General features: G+C 68.5%; 16 protein-coding genes. 9 read left to right on the plus strand and 7 right to left on the minus strand.

Annotated elements, in window-relative coordinates:
* Positions 1-15: 15 nt before the first annotated feature.
* Positions 16-915, plus strand: coding sequence for a DUF692 family multinuclear iron-containing protein (locus M9M90_RS03895; protein ID WP_254835854.1), 900 nt, complete (start codon positions 16-18; stop codon positions 913-915).
* The gene (locus tag M9M90_RS03900) at positions 905-1,351 is read left to right on the plus strand and encodes a hypothetical protein (protein WP_254835855.1); all 447 of its coding nucleotides are present in this window, start codon (positions 905-907) and stop codon (positions 1,349-1,351) included. Before M9M90_RS03895 ends, M9M90_RS03900 begins: the two co-directional genes overlap by 11 nt.
* A gap of 7 nt (positions 1,352-1,358) precedes the next feature.
* Here M9M90_RS03900 and M9M90_RS03905 read toward each other — a convergent pair whose 3' ends face one another.
* Entirely contained in the window at positions 1,359-1,736 is a 378-nt protein-coding gene (locus M9M90_RS03905; RefSeq protein ID WP_254835856.1) for a hypothetical protein, read from the minus strand.
* 207 nt (positions 1,737-1,943) lie between these two features.
* Here M9M90_RS03905 and M9M90_RS03910 point away from each other — a divergent pair, with 207 nt between their 5' ends.
* Positions 1,944-3,788, plus strand: coding sequence for a transglycosylase domain-containing protein (locus M9M90_RS03910; protein ID WP_254835857.1), 1,845 nt, complete (start codon positions 1,944-1,946; stop codon positions 3,786-3,788).
* A 10-nt stretch (positions 3,789-3,798) separates the two neighbouring features.
* Here M9M90_RS03910 and M9M90_RS03915 read toward each other — a convergent pair whose 3' ends face one another.
* The 3 genes from M9M90_RS03915 to M9M90_RS03925 all read right to left on the minus strand — a co-directional run bounded on the left by M9M90_RS03915 (position 3,799) and on the right by M9M90_RS03925 (position 8,234).
* Positions 3,799-6,063 carry an arylsulfatase gene (locus M9M90_RS03915; RefSeq protein ID WP_254835858.1) on the minus strand — a complete coding sequence of 755 codons (2,265 nt, stop codon included), beginning with the start codon at positions 6,061-6,063 and terminating at the stop codon, positions 3,799-3,801.
* Positions 6,060-6,722: a TetR/AcrR family transcriptional regulator gene (locus M9M90_RS03920; protein ID WP_254835859.1), complete on the minus strand. Its 663-nt coding sequence runs from the start codon at positions 6,720-6,722 to the stop codon at positions 6,060-6,062. Before M9M90_RS03920 ends, M9M90_RS03915 begins: the two co-directional genes overlap by 4 nt.
* Before the next feature lie 75 nt (positions 6,723-6,797).
* A complete protein-coding gene (locus tag M9M90_RS03925) occupies positions 6,798-8,234 on the minus strand; it encodes a short-chain fatty acyl-CoA regulator family protein (protein ID WP_254835860.1) in 1,437 nt (478 codons plus the stop codon).
* 156 nt (positions 8,235-8,390) lie between these two features.
* Between M9M90_RS03925 and M9M90_RS03930 the strand changes: the two genes are divergently transcribed.
* From M9M90_RS03930 to M9M90_RS03945, 4 genes are read left to right on the plus strand one after another with little or no spacing between them, the layout of a single operon-like run.
* Positions 8,391-9,932: an acyl-CoA carboxylase subunit beta gene (locus M9M90_RS03930; RefSeq protein WP_371876946.1), complete on the plus strand. Its 1,542-nt coding sequence runs from the start codon at positions 8,391-8,393 to the stop codon at positions 9,930-9,932.
* A gap of 8 nt (positions 9,933-9,940) precedes the next feature.
* Positions 9,941-10,318, plus strand: a complete 378-nt coding sequence (locus M9M90_RS03935) for a MerR family transcriptional regulator (protein ID WP_254835862.1) — start codon at positions 9,941-9,943, stop codon at positions 10,316-10,318.
* A gap of 3 nt (positions 10,319-10,321) precedes the next feature.
* Positions 10,322-12,301 carry an acetyl/propionyl/methylcrotonyl-CoA carboxylase subunit alpha gene (locus M9M90_RS03940; RefSeq protein WP_254835863.1) on the plus strand — a complete coding sequence of 660 codons (1,980 nt, stop codon included), beginning with the start codon at positions 10,322-10,324 and terminating at the stop codon, positions 12,299-12,301.
* The gene (locus M9M90_RS03945; protein ID WP_254835864.1) at positions 12,301-12,687 is read left to right on the plus strand and encodes a MerR family transcriptional regulator; all 387 of its coding nucleotides are present in this window, start codon (positions 12,301-12,303) and stop codon (positions 12,685-12,687) included. Before M9M90_RS03940 ends, M9M90_RS03945 begins: the two co-directional genes overlap by 1 nt.
* A gap of 1 nt (position 12,688) precedes the next feature.
* On the opposite strand, the gene M9M90_RS03950 is transcribed toward M9M90_RS03945, so the two are convergent.
* The gene (locus M9M90_RS03950; RefSeq protein WP_254835865.1) at positions 12,689-13,474 is read right to left on the minus strand and encodes a 3-hydroxybutyrate dehydrogenase; all 786 of its coding nucleotides are present in this window, start codon (positions 13,472-13,474) and stop codon (positions 12,689-12,691) included.
* Positions 13,474-14,706 carry a patatin-like phospholipase family protein gene (locus M9M90_RS03955; protein WP_254835866.1) on the minus strand — a complete coding sequence of 411 codons (1,233 nt, stop codon included), beginning with the start codon at positions 14,704-14,706 and terminating at the stop codon, positions 13,474-13,476. The genes M9M90_RS03950 and M9M90_RS03955 overlap by 1 nt, the downstream gene beginning before the upstream one ends.
* A gap of 119 nt (positions 14,707-14,825) precedes the next feature.
* On the opposite strand from M9M90_RS03955, the gene M9M90_RS03960 reads away from it, so the two are divergent.
* Positions 14,826-15,983: an aminotransferase class V-fold PLP-dependent enzyme gene (locus tag M9M90_RS03960; protein ID WP_254835867.1), complete on the plus strand. Its 1,158-nt coding sequence runs from the start codon at positions 14,826-14,828 to the stop codon at positions 15,981-15,983.
* Positions 15,984-15,992: 9 nt separating this feature from the next.
* On the opposite strand, the gene M9M90_RS03965 is transcribed toward M9M90_RS03960, so the two are convergent.
* Positions 15,993-16,733, minus strand: coding sequence for a hypothetical protein (locus M9M90_RS03965; RefSeq protein WP_254835868.1), 741 nt, complete (start codon positions 16,731-16,733; stop codon positions 15,993-15,995).
* Between the two features lie 158 nt (positions 16,734-16,891).
* Here M9M90_RS03965 and M9M90_RS03970 point away from each other — a divergent pair, with 158 nt between their 5' ends.
* The gene (locus M9M90_RS03970) at positions 16,892-18,313 is read left to right on the plus strand and encodes a hypothetical protein (RefSeq protein WP_254835869.1); all 1,422 of its coding nucleotides are present in this window, start codon (positions 16,892-16,894) and stop codon (positions 18,311-18,313) included.
* The last annotated feature ends 4 nt before the right edge of the window (positions 18,314-18,317 follow it).

Below are 18,317 nucleotides of genomic sequence, written 5' to 3' on the forward strand. Positions count from 1 at the left end.
GCAGGCAGGACCGCCATGACCCGCCCCGCCGTCGGACTGCTCTACAATCCTGTGAGCCCGCTGCTGATCGCCCGGGCGCCGGGCCTGGTGGAATATCTGGGCGTCATGCCCGACCGGCTCTGGTACGACTTCGGTCCCAACGCGGAGGGCCGCCGCTTCCACCGCACCCTGGGCGCCATCGACGAGCTGCGTCGCTGCGCCGAGGGACGGCTGACGGCCGGGCACGGCATCGGCCTCTCCCTGCCCAGCGCCATGCCGCTGGATGAGCCCTTCGTCGACGCTGTGGCCGAGCTCGCCGCCGACATCGGGTTTTCCTGGTTCAGCGAGCACCTCAGCGTCTTCATCACCCCCAAGGGCGCCGTGCCCAACGCCCAGGCGGGCCTGGGCCTGCCCATCGCCTATGACGACGAGGTCTATGGGATCGTGGCCGGCAAGGCCGCGCGACTGCGCCAGGCCCTGGGCTGTCCCATCGCCCTGGAGAACGGCGCCTTCTTCACCCCGGTCCCCGACCCCGACATGAGCGAGCCGCAGTTCCTGAACCGGCTGCACGCCGAGGACCGGTGTGAGACCCTCCTGGACCTGCACAACCTCTATGTGAACTGGCGCAACGGCGGCGAGACCCCCGAGGCCTATATCGCCCAGCTCGACCCGGCCGCGGTGATCGAGATCCACCTGGGCGGCGGGGATGATTTCGCAGGCTTCTACATGGACAGCCATTCCAGCCTGACGCCGGAGCCCGTCTGGGAGACCGCCTTCGCCCACGTGGCGGGCTTCCCCAACCTGCGGGCCATCACCTTCGAGTTCCAGGAGACCTATTACGAGGACCTGGCGGACGGCCTGATCCCGGAACTTGAGCGAATGCATGAGCTCGCGGAGACCTGGGCCCCGTGCCGGAGGCTGGCCCATGCTGGCTGATTTCCAGCAGGCGCTCGCCGACCTCACCGCCTCGCCGGAGCTGTGCATGGCGGTGAAGATCGACCCCTCGCTGCTGATGCGCCGCTACCAGCTCACCGCTTTGGAGGCCGGTCGACTGGAGGGGATCGTGCGCCATCCCGGAATGGCCTGCTCCTGCATGGTCTACCGCGCCAACCGGCTGGCGCCCCTGGCGCTCAACACACCGCGGCTGTGCAAGGCGCTCGGCCCCGACCTGCGGGCAGTGGCTTCCGACTACTGGGCCGACCATCCGCAGTCCAACGTGCATTTCTACGTGGAGGCCGATCGCTTCTGCCGCTTCGTCCGCCGCGAGATCGAGCGGGGCCGGACGCTCGCGCCGGAGGTCGGTTCGGCCCTGGAGATCGAGAGCGCCCAGGTGGCGGCGGCCCTGAGCGAGAGCCATACCGAAGCGGCCTGAACCGGGGCTAGGTCAGGGCGCGCGCCCAGGCCTTCTTCAGCTCGGCGGCGGCGCCTGCCTGGGGCTCGTGCAGGTCGTGGCGGCGCAGCGAGCGGGCGCCGACGAACGACCCTCCGCGCCACGCGACCAGGGCCTCGTGGCCGATGCCGCCCAGGATGTCGACCATCAGGAAGTCGTCGGGAACGGTCGCTCCGGCCTCGCCGAGATCGATGCGGAAGCCCTCGAGGGACCGGTCGACAATGGTGCAGGAGACCAGTTCGCCGCCGGCCAGCAGCAGGAAGGCCGGCAGGCTGACGCTCTCGCGCGGACTGACGCGGCGATCCCCGGCGCGCGAGATCGACCGTCGCTCCAGTTCGCTGGCGTTATCGAGAACGAAATTCCGCACGCGGCTCTCCAAGTCGACGTAGTTAAGCACGTAGCCCTTACCCAAAGGTGTCAGAGCGTCGCCTTTCCGGCGTCGGCGGGCCGATCGTCGCGGCGCCCGAAGCCTTAATCCATATTACCGCGAATTATGTTTGCCGGCGGTCGCCGAGGCGACAGAAGGAAGCGGTCGGCCGGGTGATGGAACCCTCGCCACGCTGGAGCCTGCCTGGTGATCGTGTTCGCCGCCGCCGCATCGTTGCTCGCGGGCGCCCCGGAACTGCCGCGCCTGCCGGAGATCCGGCGCGATCCGCAGGTCACCTATGTCGACCGGTCCGGCGCCATGCTGGGCGTGCGCGGCGGGCGTTACGGCCCTCCCGTAGACCTGGCGAAGCTGCCGCCGCACGTGCCGGCCGCCTTCATCGCCATCGAGGACCGCCGGTTCTACGAGCACACCGGCTTCGATCCGATCGGCATCGGCCGGGCGATCATCGCCGGCGTCAACGAGGGGCGCGCGACCCAAGGCGCCTCGACCATCACCCAGCAGCTGGCGCGCAACCTGTTCCTGACCTCCGACCGCACGGTCGAGCGCAAGGCGATGGAACTGCTCTACGCCGTTCAGTTGGAGCGCACCTACTCGAAGCGCCAGATCCTCGCCCTCTATCTGAGCCGGGTCTATTTCGGGTCCGGCGCCTATGGGCTGGAGGCGGCGTCGCAGCGCTATTTCAACAAGCCGGCCGCGCGCCTGACCATCCAGGAAGCGGCGACCCTGGCGGGGGTGCTGAAGTCGCCAACCAACTACAACCCGGCGGAACAGCCGCAGCGGTCGGCCCAGCGTGCAGCCCTGGTGCTGAACGCCATGGTCGAGATCGGGGCCATCACGCTCGCCCAGCGCGCCAAGGCGAGCGCCCGGCCATTGAGGGTCGCCCCGTCGGCGTCCACCGCCTCGGCCCAGTACTTCATCGACTGGCTGGACGGCCAGCGTCGCCAGCTGGTGGGCCAGCCGAAGCAGGACGTGGTGGTGGAGACCACCCTCGACCTAGGCCTGGAGAGCGTCGCCGCGGCGACCACCAGCTCCGTCCTGGCGCGCCATCAGGCCCAGCAGGTGTCGCAGGCCGCGCTCGTCGCGTTGGACGGACAGGGCCGGGTGCGGGTCATGGTCGGCGGCGTCGACTACGCCAAGGGCCCGTTCAATCGGGCGGTGACCGCAAAGCGGCAGGCCGGCTCGGCCTGGAAGCCGTTCGTCTATCTGGCCGCTCTGGAGGCCGGCCGGGTTCCCGAAATGCCCGTGGTGGACGAGCCCGTGACCATCGGGAGTTGGTCGCCGAGCAACTACAACGAGGGATATCTGGGGCCGATCACCCTGCAGGTGGCGCTGGCCCAGTCGATCAACACCGTGGCGGCCCGACTGGCCGACGAGGTGGGCCGCCCCACCGTGGCGGCGGCGGCGCACCGGGTTGGCATCGTCTCGACGATCAACACCGACCCGGCCATGGCGCTGGGCACCACCCTGGTGTCGCCGCTGGAGATGGCCCAGGCCTATGCGACCTTCTCGAACGGGGGCAATCGGGTGACCGCCTATGGTATCGAGCGCATCCGCACGACCGGCGGGGCCATGCTCTACCAACGCAAGGCCATGCCGCCGCAGCCGGTGGTGGCCAATCCGCCGCTCAGCGACCTGAACCTGATGCTGCGCACCGTGATCACCTCCGGCACGGGAACCAGGGCCGCGATCCCGGGCTACGACCTGGCCGGCAAGACCGGCACCACGTCCGACTATAGGGACGCCTGGTTCGCCGGCTATACGGGCGGCTTCACCACCGTGGTCTGGATGGGCCGGGACGACGGGGCGCCCATGGGCCGGGTCACCGGCGGCGGGGCGCCGGCGGAGCTCTGGCGCGGCTTCATGAGCGTTGCACTGAAACGGGTCCCGAAGCAGCCGATCCCAGTCGGCCCGCCGCGGGCCGCGCCGCTTCCGCCGCCGGTCGCTGATCCGATCGACGCCTTGATCCCGGCTCCCGCCCCGATCCAGACGCCGCCCCAGCCGGAGCAGGACCCACCCTTCGGCGACCGCTGAACCGGGCGGCCTACTGCCGGGTCATCTCCGCCCGCACCTGGGCCTTGACCTCGCCCCTGGGCATGTCCTGCGGGATCTCGAACGCCACCCTGGCGATCTGGCCGGGATAGGTGAAGGGCGCGACATAGTCGTCGGTGACCGGCGAGAGGCTGCGGCCCAGGTCCATGCCGATGGTGGAGATCATGTAGAGCAGGCGTCGGACCTTGCCGGTCGCCTCCACCTTGCCGTCGACGCTGAGAACGATGTCGCCACCACCCTCGGCGTTGCGGGTGACGGAGAGCACGATCTCATGCGGGCCGGGCGCCAGGGGCGATTCGGCCGCGACCCGGCTGTGGTGGTGGAAGTCGTTGTAGTCGAAGACCAGCCGGCCGTTCTTGACGAGGAGCGCGAAGCCGCTGTTGAGCGTGCCTCGGGCGATCAGGGCGCCGTCGCCGTGGCCTTTCGGATGGTCGATGGTGACGCTGGTGGTCCAGCCTCGGGCCACCGGCGGGCAGGCTTCGCTGACCAGGTGCGAGACTGGCGGATAATAGACGAATCGGCGGCGCGAGGAGGGCAGTCCCGGCCGCATGGATGCGCGGAACAGGGCCATGGCGCTGCGGTCGTCAAGCGGCAGGACACCGTGGGTTTCGGCCTCCGCCCACCAGAGGTCGACCAGCTCCTTGAGCTTTTCCGGGTGGGTCGCGGCCAGGTCCTCATACTCCGAGAAGTCCTGCGCCAGGTGGTAGAGCTCCCACCGGTCGTCGTCGAAGGGCTTGCCCTGGTCGTGGTGGGTGACCGCCTTCCAGCCGTCCTTCCAGATCCCGCGGTGGCCCAGCATCTCGAAATACTGCGGCCCACGGTCGAGCTTTGCTGCGGGGTCGGCGAAGGTCGGCGCCAGGCTGATCCCGTGGACCGGCATCTGCGGCACGCCGGCCACCACGGCGGGGGTCTCGAGTCCCAGGGCGTCGAGGATGGTCGGGGCGATGTCGATGACGTGGCAGAACTGGTCGCGGGTCTCGCCGCCGGCCTTCACGCGGTTCGGCCAGTGGATGACCAGCGGGTCGCGGACCCCGCCGCCGTGGGTGTTCTGCTTGTACCACTTCAGCGGGGTGTTGCCGGCCTGGGCCCAACCCCAGGGGATGTTGCAGTGGCTGTTGGGGCCACCGATGTCGTCCAGGCGCAGGACCGCCTCGTCGACGCTCTCGCGGATGCCGTTGAACCACTTCATTTCGTCGAGCACGCCCGTGGCGCCGCCCTCCTGGCTCGCGCCGTTATCGGACATGACGATGAAGAGCGTGTCGTCGAACTGGTCGATGGACTTCAGGAAGGCGACCAGCCGGCCGATCTGGTCGTCGGTGTGCTCCAACATGGCGGCGAAGGCTTCCTGCAGGCGGGCGGCGAAGCGCTGCTCGTTGACCGAAAGCTCCGCCCACGGACGGACGCCGGGATTGTGCGGCGCCAGCCTGGTGTCAGGCGGGATGATTCCCAGTTCCTTCTGGCGCGCGAACCACTCCTCGCGCGCCACGTCCCAGCCGGCGTCGAACTTGCCACGCCACTTGTCGAGATAGGCCTGCGGAGCCTGATGAGGCGAGTGCATGGCCCCGAAGGCCAGGTAGAGGAAGAACGGCTTCTCCGGCACCAGGGAGACCTGATCGCGGATCATGCCGGCCGAGCGGTCCACGATGTCCTCGGAGACGTGGTAGCCGTCTTCCGGACCGCCGGGCGCGTCGATGAAGTGGTTGTCGTGGGTCAGTTCTGGGAAGAACTGGTCGGTCTCACCCTGCAGGAAGCCGTAATAGCGGTCGAAGCCCTTCTGCAGCGGCCAGTTGGCGTAGGGGCCCGCCGCCGAGCACTCCGCCATCGGGGCCAGATGCCACTTGCCCGTGGCGTAGGTCCCATAGCCGTTGTCGCGCAGGATCTCGGCCAGGGTGGCGGCCGAACGCGGGACGGCGCCGCGCATGTTCGGAAACCCGGTGTCGAAGTTGGAGATCGCCCGCATGCCGACCGCGTGGTGGTTGCGGCCGGTGAGCAGGCACGCCCGGGTCGGCGAGCAGAGGGCGGTGGTGTGGAAGCCCGTGAAGCGCAGCCCGCCAGCGGCGAGCGCGTCGATGTTCGGCGTGGCCAGGGTCGAGCCGTAGCAGCCGAAGTGGGAGAAGCCAGTGTCATCCAGCACCACCAGCACCACATTGGGCGAGCCCGGCTTGATCCTGGATGCTGGCCACCAGGGCTGGGACTCCGGAATGGTGCGTCCGATGACGCCCTGGAAGTCTTCTCCGGACGGGGTCTTCTTGGTCATGGGGTGATCTCCGGGGTCGGATCGGGCGCCAGCAGGCCGGCGGTCCCGTAGGCGGCGAGGTGTTCGATGAGCGCAGCCATGGCCGCGGGGGTCTGCCGGGCTTTCGGCGTGTCCCGCGCCCAGCGGGCCATGGCGAAGACGATGCTGTCGGTCAGCCAGGTCAGGCGCTGGTCCAGCAAGGCGGGGGGCAGGTGCGGCGCGGCCTTGGCCAACCGCCTTTTGCCGCGGCGGACGCCCGACAGCAGGGCATTATCGAGCCCGCGTTCGCCAAGCAGCTGCGGGTGGAAGGTCACCTGGGCCAGGATGCTGAGATAGTCGCCGCCCCAGGGCGCTTCGATCACGGCCAGGCCAAGCGGCGCGCTGATCGCTCGCACGACATCCAGCGGCGCCGCGTCCGGCTGCAAGGCGTCGATCAGGGCCTCACGCCGGGCGTTGATGGACGCCAGCCGCCGGTTCATCACCGCAGCCAGGACGCCGGCGCGTGAGCCGAAATGGTAGTGCACCGCCGAGCGGTTCTTCTGGCCGGACTGCGCGACGATGTGCGTGAGCGCGACCTGAGCGACTCCGCGCTCGGCGAACAGCTGCTCGGCCACCGACAGCAACTGGTCGACCGTGCCCTCGGTGACCCCTTCGACACGTGCGGTTCCGATGGCGGGCATTCTGCCGTTCCCGATTTAATACGATGTATTACGCGGGGCGAGGCGGGAGTCAATCCGGGCTCGGGAGGGCGGGGTCTAGGAGCGGGAGCTGTCGCGATTGGGCGTGGTGAGCGAGAAAGGCACGATCGAGCGCTCCGACCGCGAGACGGTGAAGCCCCGGTCCACGGGTGGGAAGGCGCGCTGCTGGCAGTCGTCGCGCTCGCAGATGCGGCAGCTTACGCCGATCCGCTCGGGCGGGCCCTTCAGGTCGACCCCGTCGGAATAGACCAGGGCGTCGGCGTATTGCACCTCGCAGCCGAGGCCGAGCGCATAGCGGCGGTCGGGGGTCCCGTGGGCGCCGGAGCGCTTGAGGATCCCCCAGGCCAGGCAGAGATAGCGGGCCCCATCCGGCATCTCGGCCACCTGGGTCAGGATGCGCCCGTCGCGGCCGAAGGCCTCGTGCACATTCCACAGGGGACAGGCGCCGCTGAAGCGGGCGAACTGGAAGCGGGTGGCGCTGTGGCGCTTGGTGATGTTCCCGGCCGGGTCGACGCGCACGAAATAGAACGGCACGCCGCGCGCGCCTGGCCGCTGCAGGGTGCTCAGCCGATGGCAGGTCTGCTCGAAGCTGGTCTGGAAGCGCAGCGACAGCAGGTCGATGTCGTGGCGCAGGTCCTGGGCCGCATGGCGGAAGGTCTCGTAGGGCAGCAGCAGGGCGCCGGCGGCGTAGTTGGTCAGGCTGATCCGGCAGATCTCCACGGCCGAGGGGCTGCGCAGCTCCGAGACCGCCAACTCCGCCTCGATCAGTTCGCCGAGCTCCACGGCGACGATGTGGCAGGCCATCTGGAATGAGCGGGTCTCCGCCGGTTGGGCGGCGTTGAGCAGCAGTTCGCGTGTCCCGGCGTCGAAGCGGCGCATGAGGTCGCCAGCGGCGCTCCGGCGCACCCGCACCTTCAGGCGGTCGCGGAGATAGGTCTCCAGCGCGGTCTCCAGCGGCACGTCGGGGCTGAAGCCGCAGCGGCCGTGCAGGGCCTCGGCGGCCAGGTCCAGGGCGTGGATGTAGTTGTTCTTGTAGTGGAAGAAGTCGCGGACTGCCTCATAGGGCAACAGGGCGCTGGCCGCGACGGTCTCGTCGAGCGCGATGGCCTCGTCGGTGGCGTTGAGGCGCTCGCCGGCCCGGCGGTGGGCCCGGTGCAGGTCGAGATAGTGGCGGGCGAAGTTGGGGGCGTTGGTCACCACATGCTTCAACTCGGCCAGGGAGGGGGCAGGCGCCTCGTCAGTCCATTCCGCGGTGGCTTCGCGCAGGTCGGCGATCAGCCGCTGGTCGTCGTCGGCGTCGAGGGATTGAGCGTCCACATCGAACACGCGCATCATGGCGATCAACACCCTGGCCGTGACCGGCCGCTGGTTGGCTTCGATCTGGGAGAGGTAGCTGATCGAGACGCCAAGCCTTGTGGCGCAGGGCTCCAGCTTCCATCCGCGTGCCTCGCGCAGGCGGCGGACCTTGGGGCCGACAAAGAGTTTCTGTTGCATTCGCAAGTTCGCAGTTTGTATTTTTGTGAAGCGCGGTTTTTACAATAGCGCCTCTATTCACGTGACGTCACCTGCCGAGGCGCCTATCGCGGCGATGCGCTCCATTTTCGGGACGCTTCAACCCGGGTCATCGCCGTGAATAAACCCGTTGGCAGCCTGGCGCCGTCCGGCGCAAAGCAAGTGCTCGAAGAACTCGAACGCCGCCGTGCCGAGGCGCGTCTTGGCGGGGGCGAGCGTCGGATTGCGAGCCAGCACGCCAAGGGCAAGCTGACGGCGCGCGAGCGGCTGGACCTGTTGCTGGACGAGGGGTCGTTCGAGGAGTTCGACATGTTCGTCGAGCACCGGGCGAGCGATTTCGGGATGGCCGAGCAGAAGGTGGCCGGCGACGGGGTGGTGACCGGCTGGGGCAATATCAACGGCCGGCTGGTGTTCGTGTTCTCCAAGGACTTCACGGTGTTCGGCGGGTCGTTGTCGAACGCCCACGCCCAGAAGATCGTCAAGGTGCAGGAGCAGGCCCTGAAGGTGGGGGCCCCGATCATCGGGCTGTTCGACGCGGGCGGGGCGCGGATCCAGGAGGGGGTGGACGGGCTGGCCGGCTATGCCGACATCTTCCTGCAGAACACCCTGGCCTCAGGCGTCATCCCGCAGATCAGCGTGATCATGGGACCGTGCGCGGGGGGCGACGTCTATTCCCCGGCGATCACCGACTTCATCTTCATGGTGAAGGACACCAGCTACATGTACGTCACCGGCCCCGACGTGGTCCGGACCGTGACCCATGAGGAGGTGACCCACGAGGAGCTGGGCGGCTACCGGGTGCACGCCATCAAGTCGGGGGTGGCCGACGGGGCCTTCGAGAACGACCTGGAAGCCCTGACCCAGGTGCGCCGGCTGGTGGACTTCCTGCCGCTCTCCAACCGTGAGAAGCCGCCGGTGCGGCAGAGCTACGACGATCCGCTGCGCGAGGAGCCCAGCCTCGACACCCTGATCCCGGCCAACCCCAACAAGCCCTACGACATGAAGGAGCTGATCCTTAAGGTGGTGGACGAGGCCGACTTCTTCGAGATCGCCGACGGCTTCGCCAAGAACATCATCTGCGGCTTCGGGCGCATCGACGGCCAGCCGGTGGGCGTGGTCGCCAACCAGCCGCAGGTGCTGGCCGGGGTGCTGGACATCGATTCATCGCGCAAGGCCGCGCGCTTCGTGCGGTTCTGCGACGCCTTTGAGATCCCGCTGGTGACCTTCGTCGACGTGCCGGGCTTCATGCCGGGCACCAAGCAGGAGCAGGGCGGTCTGATCCGCCACGGGGCCAAGCTGCTGTTCGCCTATGCCGAGGCCACCGTGCCGAAGATCACGCTGATCACCCGCAAGGCTTATGGCGGGGCCTATGACGTGATGAGCTCCAAGCACATCCGCGGCGACGTCAACTATGCCTGGCCCACCGCCGAGATCGCGGTGATGGGGGCCAAGGGGGCCGTGGAGATCATCTTCCGCAACGAGAGCCCCGAGGCCATCGCCCTGCGCGAGGCCGACTACAAGGCCCGCTTCGCCAACCCCTTCGTCGCCGCCTCCCGCGGCTATATCGACGACGTCATCATGCCCCACGCCACCCGACGCCGCATCGCCCGCGCGCTCAAGAACCTGCGCGGCAAGCAGCTCTCCAATCCCTGGAAAAAACACGACAATATCCCGCTGTAGGAACCGCGATGTCCATCTCCCCCGAGTTCTCGCTCACCCAGCTCAGCCGCACCTACGGCGTCACCCCCCGCGCCATCCGTCACTATGACGACGTCGGCCTGATCAAGCCGCACCGCAACCGCGCCAACCGCCGCCGATTGGACCTGGCCGAGCGCGACCGGTTGCTGTTCATCCTGCGCCTGCGCGAGGCGGGCCTGGGCCTGGACCAGATCCGCCGGATCGTGGCGGTCGGCCGCCGGCATGGACCCTCCGAACAACTGGCCTGCGCCTGCGAGGCGCTCAATGACCGCATCGTCGAGCTGGAATGCGCCCTCTCGCCGAAGCCGAGTTCGGTCGACGCCGCCCTCGGCGTGTTGAAAGCCCTGGAAACCGAGATGGCGGCCTAGCCGATGTTCAAGAAAATCCTCATCGCCAACCGTGGCGAGATCGCGGTTCGGATCATTGGGACGTGCCGTCGGCTGGGGATCGCGACGGTGGTGGTCTATTCGGAGGCCGATGCGGATTCGCTGGCGGTGGAGCTGGCCGACGAGGCGGTGTTCATCGGCGGGGCGGCGGCCAGCGAGAGCTATCTGGTGGCCGACAAGATCGTGGCGGCGTGCCGCGAGACCGGGGCCGAGGCGGTGCATCCGGGCTTCGGGTTCCTGAGCGAGAACGCGGGCTTCGCCAGGCGGCTGGCCGATGAGGCGATCGTGTTCATCGGTCCCAACCCGGGCGCCATCGAGGCGATGGGCGACAAGATCCAGAGCAAGCTGTTTGCGGTGAAGGCCGGGATCTCGGTGGTGCCGGGCCATGTGGGCGAGATCGACGACACGGACCATGCGGTCAGGATCGCCGAGGAGATCGGCTATCCGGTGATGATCAAGGCCTCGGCCGGGGGCGGGGGCAAGGGCATCCGGGTGGCCTGGAGCCGCCAGGATGTCGAGGAGGGCTTTCCGGCGGTGCGCTCGGAGGCCAAGTCCAGCTTCGGCGACGACCGCATCTTCATCGAGAAGTTCATCGAGAGCCCGCGGCACATCGAGATCCAGGTGCTGGGCGACAAGCACGGCGCCGTGGTCCACCTGTTCGAGCGCGAGTGCTCGATCCAGCGCCGCAACCAGAAGGTCATCGAGGAGGCGCCGAGCCCGCTGCTGGACGAGGCGACCCGGGCGGCCATGGGCGCCCAGGCCGTGGCGCTGGCCAAGGCGGTCGCCTACGACTCGGCCGGCACGGTGGAGTTCGTGGCCGGTCAGGACAAGAGCTTCTACTTCCTGGAGATGAACACCCGGCTGCAGGTGGAGCATCCGGTCACCGAGCTGATCACGGGCTTGGACCTGGTCGAGCAGATGATCCGCGTAGCCTACGGCGAGAAGCTGGCCTTCCAGCAGGCGGACCTGAAGATCAACGGCTGGGCGATCGAGAGCCGGATCTATGCCGAGGATCCCTATCGCGGCTTCCTGCCCTCGATCGGGCGGCTGGTCCGCTACGCCCCGCCCCAGGAGGGCAAGCTCGGCGAGATCGTGGTGCGCAATGACGCCGGCGTGCGCGAGGGCGACGAGATCTCGATGTTCTACGACCCGATGATCTCCAAGCTCTCGACCTGGGCGCCGACCCGGCTGGCGGCCATCGACGCCATGGGCCGGGCGCTGGAGGACTTCCACATCGAGGGCCCGGGCCAGAACATCCCGTTCCTGGCCGCGGTGATGGACCAGGACCGCTTCCGCTCGGGCCAGCTGTCGACCAACTACATCAAGGACGAGTTCCCGCAGGGCTTCCACGGAACCTCGCCCACCGATTTCCAGCGCGACCTGATGGCCGCCGTCGCCTGCGCCATGCACACCACGCTCACCGCCCGCAGCGCGCCTCAGCTGGTGCGCGACGAGTGGGTGGTGATCGAGAACGGCGAACGCCGCCTGGTGCGGCTGGCCAATGGCGGCGACGCCTTCCGGATCGAGTTCCTGGGCGAGGACCGCAAGCTCTCCCTGACCGAGATCGCCTGGACGCCCGGCCAACCCACCTTCCGCGGCCGGCTGGACGGCACGGCCTTCACCGCCCAGGTCAAGCCGCTGGCCGAGGGCTTCGCCGTCCGCCACCGCGCCGCCTCCGCCCATGTCCTGGTGCTCACCCCCCGCTCGGCCGAGCTGCACGAGAAGCTGCCGCCGAAACAGGCCGCCGACACGTCGAAGATGATCCTGTCGCCCATGCCGGGCCTGGTGGTCTCCCTCGACGTCACCGTCGGCCAGGAGGTCAAGACCGGCGAGCAGGTCGCCATCGTCGAGGCCATGAAGATGCAGAACATCATCCGCGCCGAGCGCGACGGAACCGTCAAGACTGTCGGGGCCGCCGCCGGCGACTCCGTCGCCGCAGATGAAATCCTCGTGGAGTTTGCCTGATGCACATGTCGATCCAGAGCCGCGTGCAGATCTCGGCCCTCACCCGGCGCTACGGCGTCTCGCCCCGGGCCATCCGGTTCTATGAGGAGGAGGGGTTGATCACGGCGGCCCGCGACCGCCAGAACCGCCGCATCTATGACGCCGACGCCCAGGCCCGGCTGGCCCAGATCGTCGACCTGCGCCGCTGCGGGCTCAGCATCCCGGAGATCCGGGAGGGACTGGAGCTGCAGGACAGCGGCGCGCCGCCGGAGAACAATCTCGACTATGTGCTGCGCCGCCTGCGCAACCGCCGCAGCCAGGTCAGCGCCGAGCTGGAGGCCTTGGACCGCCAGATCGAGACCCTGGCCCGCGACGGCCGCCAGCTGCGGACACGCCGCGTCGTCTGAGCTACTGCATGTACCAGCCGTGGCTGACCACGATCGACTGACCGGTCAGGGCGTTGGTCGGGAAGCCGGCCAGGAAGACCGCCGTGCGCGCCACGTCGTCCACCGTGGTGAACTCGCCGTCCACGGTGTCCTTGAGCATCACCTTCTTGATCACATCCGCCTCGCTGAGGCCCAGGGCCTGGGCCTGCTCGGGGATCTGCTTCTCGACCAGGGGCGTGCGTACGAAGCCCGGGCAGATGAGGTTGGCGCGGACCCCGTGGGCGGCGCCCTCCTTGGCCACCACCTTGGTCAGGCCTTCCAGCCCGTGCTTGGCGGTGACATAGGGCGCCTTCAGCACCGAGGCCTCCTTGGAGTGGACCGAGCCCATATAGATCACCGTCCCGCCGCGACCCTGGGCGTACATGTGCTTGAGGCAGGCGCGGGTGGTCAGGAAGGCGCCGTCCAGGTGGATGGCCAGCAGCTTCTTCCAGTCGCTGAACGCGAAGGTCTCCAACGGCCCGACGATCTGGACGCCGGCGTTGGACACCAGGACGTCGATCCCACCGAAACGGGCCGCCGCGGCCTCGATTCCGGCCTCGACCTGGGCCTCGTCCGTCACGTCCATGGCCACGCCCATCGCCCGCTCGCCGCTGGGATCGAATTCCTTGGCCGTCGCATTGGCGGCGTCGAAATTGAGATCGGCGATGACGACCTTGGCCCCCTCGGCGAGGAAGGCCTTGGCGATGTCCCTGCCGATGCCGCTGGCCGCGCCGGTGACGACGGCGACCTTGTCCGTGAGGCTCATCATTATTCCTTCTTGCTGGGAGGCGCGACGCGCGCGGACGGGGTCACGAAATCGTAGACCTCGACGCCATGGGCGGCCGTGGGCGGGATCAGCACCTCGGGGTGGGCGAGGGTGGCGAGCGCGTCCCGCCGCCCGGCGAGCCAGTGCTCCTCCATGGTTCGGCGGGAGAACTCATAGTCCTTCGACTGGCCCTCATAGGTGGGCGAGCGGTAGACCAGCTGGATGATGTTGTAGACGGCGGGGTCGGAGGCCTCCGCCAGCATTCGAGCCTGTGGCGTGGCGGCCAGTTCGGGCGGCATCTTCGCCAGCAGCTCGTTGAAGGTGGCGCGGAAGTGCTGCAGCCTTCGGAAGGTGTCCGTCGCCGCCCGCGTGCGGCTGGAGAACTGCACCTCCTTCATCCGCACCGCCACTTCCGACAGGTCGCGAGGCGCATCGCCGCGGGCGCTCCACAGGTCGACCTGGAAGATCAGGGTGTCGAGGGCCGAATGGGCGGACAGCACCCAGTCCAGGGGCGTGTTCGAGACCAGGCCGCCGTCCCAGTAGAGTTCGTCCTCGATTTCCACCGCCTCGAATGCCGGCGGCAGCGCGCCGCTGGCCATGACGTGCTCGGGGCCGATCGTGTCGATCTCGTTGTCGAAATAGGCGAAATTGCCGGTGCGGACGTTTACCGCACCGACGCTGAAGCGCATGGCCTTGGCGTTGATCAGGTCGAAGTCGACCAGCCGCTCCAGGGTCGAGCGGAGGGCGGCGGCGTCGTACCAGCTGGTGGCTCCGGGAGAGCCCGGCGGGGTCAGATAGGGCGGCGGCAGGCGCGGGGTGAAAAAGCCAGGGACCCCGCCGGCCACGATCTGTCCCGCCGCCAACTGGTTCAGCCAGCCTCGGGCGGCGTCGAAGGTCACCAGCCTGGTCCATTGATCGGCCCAGCCGCCGTCGCGCGCCGCGCTGACCTGCTCCCAGAAGGCGCGGAGCCTGGCGACCCGGTGCTCGCGCGGATTGCCCGCAATGATCGCGCTGTTGATGGCCCCGATGGAGATGCCGGCGATCCAGGTCGGCTCGATGCCCGCCTCATGCAGGGCTTCGTAGACCCCGGCCTGATACGCGCCCAGGGCGCCGCCGCCCTGCAGCAGCAGGGCCACGCTCTCGAAAGGCGTGGCGCACGACCTGTGGGTCTCAGGCGGGGCGACGCCGGTGCGCTTGGCGTGTGGGGCGGCCGGTCTGGTTGCTTGCGGGCGCATCCGAGATCCTCCCGCGCACAGGCGCGGCTCTAGATGGTGCAGTGCAATATATTTGCGGCCGCATCAAGTCGGCGAAGCTTCGACTGGCCGCCCGCCGTGGCCCGCGTTAGGACGCCGACATGCTGACCTCGAAACGCCACCTGTTCGAGATCCCGGCCGGGATCGCCTATTTCAACACGGCCTACAACGCCCCGCTGCTGAACGCCTCGCGCGACGCCCTGGTCGTGGCCGCCGGCGCCAAGAGCCGGCCCTGGGAGCGGACCCCGGACGACTTCTTCGCCGACGCCGAACGGGCGCGGGAGCTGGCCGCGGGCCTGTTTGGCGGCGGGGCCGACGGCTGGGCGGTGATCCCGGCGGCGAGCTACGGGATCAGCGCCGCGGCCCGGGCCATCGAGCCCACCCTGCGGTCCGGCGACCAGATCCTGCTGCTGGACGAGGAGTTCCCCTCCAATGTCCTGCCCTGGCGACGGACGGCGCGGGAGCGCGGCGCGGAGGTGGTCACCGTCGCCACCCCGGCCGACGGTGACTGGACCGCCGCGGTCCTCGCCCACCTCGGGCCGCGGGTGAAGGTCGCGGCGCTGGCCAACTGCCACTGGACCAACGGCGCGCGGCTGGACCTCGTGGCTATCGGCGCCGCCTGCCGCGCCGTCGGCGCCGTCCTGGTGCTGGACGCCACCCAGAGCCTGGGCGCCCTGCCGCTGGACCTGCAGGCCGTCGCCCCCGACTTCCTGGTGGCCGCCGGCTACAAGTGGCTGCTCGCCCCCTACGGGTTTGGCCTGATGTATGTGGCCCCGGCCTGGCGCGAGGCGCGACCGCTGGAGGAGACCTGGCTGGTCCGCGACAATGCCAGCGATTTCGCCAACCTGGTCCGCTACAGCGACGCCTACCGCCCCGGCGCGCGGCGCTTCGACGTGGGCGAGACCTGCGCCACCACCGTCCTGCCCGGCGCCCTGGCGGCCCTGGAGCAACTCCAGGCCTGGGGCGTGCCGGCCATCGCCGAGGCCCTGGGCGCGGTTAACGCCCAGATCGCCGAGCGCCTCGAGGCCCTAGGCTTCACCCTGCCGCCGGCGGAGCTGCGCTGCCCGCACATGTTCGGGGCGCGGATGCCGGAGGGGTTCTCCGGCGACCTCGTGGGCGCGCTGCGGGCGAAGAACGTGTTCGTCAGCCAGCGGGGGACGTCGGTGAGGTTTGCGCCGCACCTGCACGTGACGGAGGAGGATGTGGTGTCGCTTCTCGATGGACTCGAAGCGTGCGCAAAGGCCGCCCAGGCTGGGTGAGATGCGCCCTTAAAGGGGGGCGCATTCGGCCCTATCGACAAGGAAGTCCAAAGGCTGCGGATTGCCGGAGAATACGTACCGGTATCGGTAGCTGAAGCCGCTTGCGAGGGTGTGCTTCTGAGCCTTGCAGACCTCTGGCGCCAAGACCGCGCGAAAATCGTCAGCGAAGGCTTCGGCCGTCGGCCGGGGTTGGTTGACCTTGTAGTCGTAGATCAAGGTCGTTCCTGATCGTGACACTCCAACCAGGGTCGTGACGTCGTCTAACTTCTTAGGCAAGTCGGCATTGAGCGTGGCGGTGATCTCGTCGAGCACAGCGCCCTCTTCCGATTTCAGCTGCAGCGTCGGCGGCGCTTCTCTCGGCGAAAGATAGATCATCGCCAAGAGCAGAAGCGTCAAGCCTACCAGTTCCAGGCCCTTGCGGCCGTTGGACGCGTTTCCTGTCTCGCCGTCGTCCAATCGAGGCGCGCTCGCCGCGCGGCGCATGGCGTTCACGAGGATCACGACGCCGACATAGAACGCGACCAGGAAGACAACTCCGACCGCCGCGACTTCCGGCCCGTTATTCGTGGCGCGGATGATCGCGCGGATGATCAGGCCGTCGCCTTCCGGATGATCCGGCGTTCCGTGCGAGGCGAACAGGAACGCGGCGGCGGCCTGCCAGGCGAACATCGCGACCACCCAGCGCCAGAATTCCCAGCGCCTGTAGCACAACACGCCCAAGATCGCCGGACCGTACGCCAATAGCCACATCGATCGCCCTCCAAATGTTCCTGTTCTGTTCTAGACAATCATAGAGGGAGTGTCTATGGTCAAATCGCGCATGAGAGGTGGAGTACCCGGGCCGTGCTCCGCCTCCACGAGGCTCGTCGCGCCCAGCAGACATTTCCATCACATTGGAGAATTCCAACATGCCGACTGGCAGAGGCACGACGCCGCGCGCGTCCGCGAATCCCTTCGACGTCTACTATCGGGCCGCCGTTGAGGGGCTCGAAGTTGGGCGGCACAAGATAGCCGAGGTCCGACAGGAAGCCGTTAGACGCGGCTCGGATCTCGGAAGGGAGCTCGCCGCGCTTTCACCGCGAGCCTTGAAGGTTCTTGACGACGTTCGCACGCAGCGGAAGACTGCGGCCGTTCCCCCGAAGGCCAGGGCGGGCGCGGCGTCGGTTCGGCCCCGTCCCCGGCCAGTGATTGCTGGTGCTGAACCGGCGCCGAGAGGGACGCCAGCGCCGCCGGCCCGTACTGACTGGAACGCGAAGCTTGGCGCGGGCTTAAATGGCGCGGTGGACGCCGCGACCTTAGGTATAGCCAACCATACGACAGCAGCCGTCAACGCGCTGTCGGGCGACGGCGGAGACCGGTGGGTCGACCGCTACCACGCCAACCTCGCTCGCGAGGACGCGCGCGATCGATATGACGCTGAACACCATCGCGGCGCGCGGGTCGCCGGCGAGATAATCGGAACCGTTGGATCGATCGCTGCGACGGGGGGCCTTGGCGGTCTGGCTCAAGGCGGTGTTCGCGGCGTCCAGCTTGGCGCCCGTCTGCTACCGAGCGCGCTTCGCATTGCGCCCCCAGCGAAACGGTTGGCCCCCCTGACCTCGAAGGCGACCGGCTGGACAAGAGACGCGATGCTTCAACGATTTGGTCCGCAGGCGGCGATCGGCGGCGCTGGCTCTGGCGTCAGCATGGCGGGCCAGATCGTGACGGACGGCTCGGCCGGGCGGTTGAGCCGGCCGGAGGACTTGGCGAGTTCAGCGGCCGGGGGTTTGACTGGAGCGCTTACGACCCTCTACGGCGGCCCTGTTAGAGGCGCAGCGGCAGAAGCCGCGATGACCCACAGGGTTCGAAGCATGCTCACCGGCGAGCCCATCAGTTCGGGGGCGGTGGCCGCCGACGCCGGCTTGGGAAGCGTGATCGGCCGATACGGGCACGTCCTGGGCGCCCGCTGGGCGAACGAACTTCCATTCGCCAAGTCCGCAAATGCGCCAGGCGACTGGATTTCGAAGGGCGAGCTGGGGGAACTCCTGTCCCGATCTCTGTCGCGAACGCGTGGTCTTGCCGTGACGGACGTTGATAAGGGGCTGAGACTGAAGGACGGATCGCTCACCCGCACCGACCACCGGACAGGGCCCAATAAGATAGTCGAGGCCAAGATGGGCGACTCGCACAGGAAGCTCAGGCCGAACCAGGAAAAGGCTCGTGCCGAGCTCGGCGACGACTATCGCGTGGATCATTTCCTATCGGACGACATAGGCAAGGCGTACGGCGGTCTTTTGGCCCTACTGTTCCCGCCCAGCCCATCCGACGGAAGGCGCACGACAGCCTACTAGGCCG

This window comes from Phenylobacterium sp. LH3H17 (assembly GCF_024298925.1).
Classification (GTDB): Bacteria; Pseudomonadota; Alphaproteobacteria; order Caulobacterales; family Caulobacteraceae; genus Phenylobacterium.

What these genes read in the sequence shown, in the direction of transcription:
- M9M90_RS03900 (WP_254835855.1), top strand. Translation starts at nt 905, where the DNA reads ATGCTGGCTGATTTCCAGCAGGCGCTCGCCGACCTCACCGCCTCGCCG.
- M9M90_RS03950 (WP_254835865.1), bottom strand. Translation starts at nt 13,474, where the DNA reads ATGATGAGCCTCACGGACAAGGTCGCCGTCGTCACCGGCGCGGCCAGC.
- M9M90_RS03965 (WP_254835868.1), bottom strand. Translation starts at nt 16,733, where the DNA reads ATGTGGCTATTGGCGTACGGTCCGGCGATCTTGGGCGTGTTGTGCTAC.
- M9M90_RS03925 (WP_254835860.1), bottom strand. Translation starts at nt 8,234, where the DNA reads ATGCAACAGAAACTCTTTGTCGGCCCCAAGGTCCGCCGCCTGCGCGAG.
- M9M90_RS03920 (WP_254835859.1), bottom strand. Translation starts at nt 6,722, where the DNA reads ATGCCCGCCATCGGAACCGCACGTGTCGAAGGGGTCACCGAGGGCACG.
- M9M90_RS03915 (WP_254835858.1), bottom strand. Translation starts at nt 6,063, where the DNA reads ATGACCAAGAAGACCCCGTCCGGAGAAGACTTCCAGGGCGTCATCGGA.
- M9M90_RS03955 (WP_254835866.1), bottom strand. Translation starts at nt 14,706, where the DNA reads ATGCGCCCGCAAGCAACCAGACCGGCCGCCCCACACGCCAAGCGCACC.
- M9M90_RS03895 (WP_254835854.1), top strand. Translation starts at nt 16, where the DNA reads ATGACCCGCCCCGCCGTCGGACTGCTCTACAATCCTGTGAGCCCGCTG.
- M9M90_RS03970 (WP_254835869.1), top strand. Translation starts at nt 16,892, where the DNA reads ATGCCGACTGGCAGAGGCACGACGCCGCGCGCGTCCGCGAATCCCTTC.
- M9M90_RS03935 (WP_254835862.1), top strand. Translation starts at nt 9,941, where the DNA reads ATGTCCATCTCCCCCGAGTTCTCGCTCACCCAGCTCAGCCGCACCTAC.
- M9M90_RS03940 (WP_254835863.1), top strand. Translation starts at nt 10,322, where the DNA reads ATGTTCAAGAAAATCCTCATCGCCAACCGTGGCGAGATCGCGGTTCGG.
- M9M90_RS03960 (WP_254835867.1), top strand. Translation starts at nt 14,826, where the DNA reads ATGCTGACCTCGAAACGCCACCTGTTCGAGATCCCGGCCGGGATCGCC.
- M9M90_RS03945 (WP_254835864.1), top strand. Translation starts at nt 12,301, where the DNA reads ATGCACATGTCGATCCAGAGCCGCGTGCAGATCTCGGCCCTCACCCGG.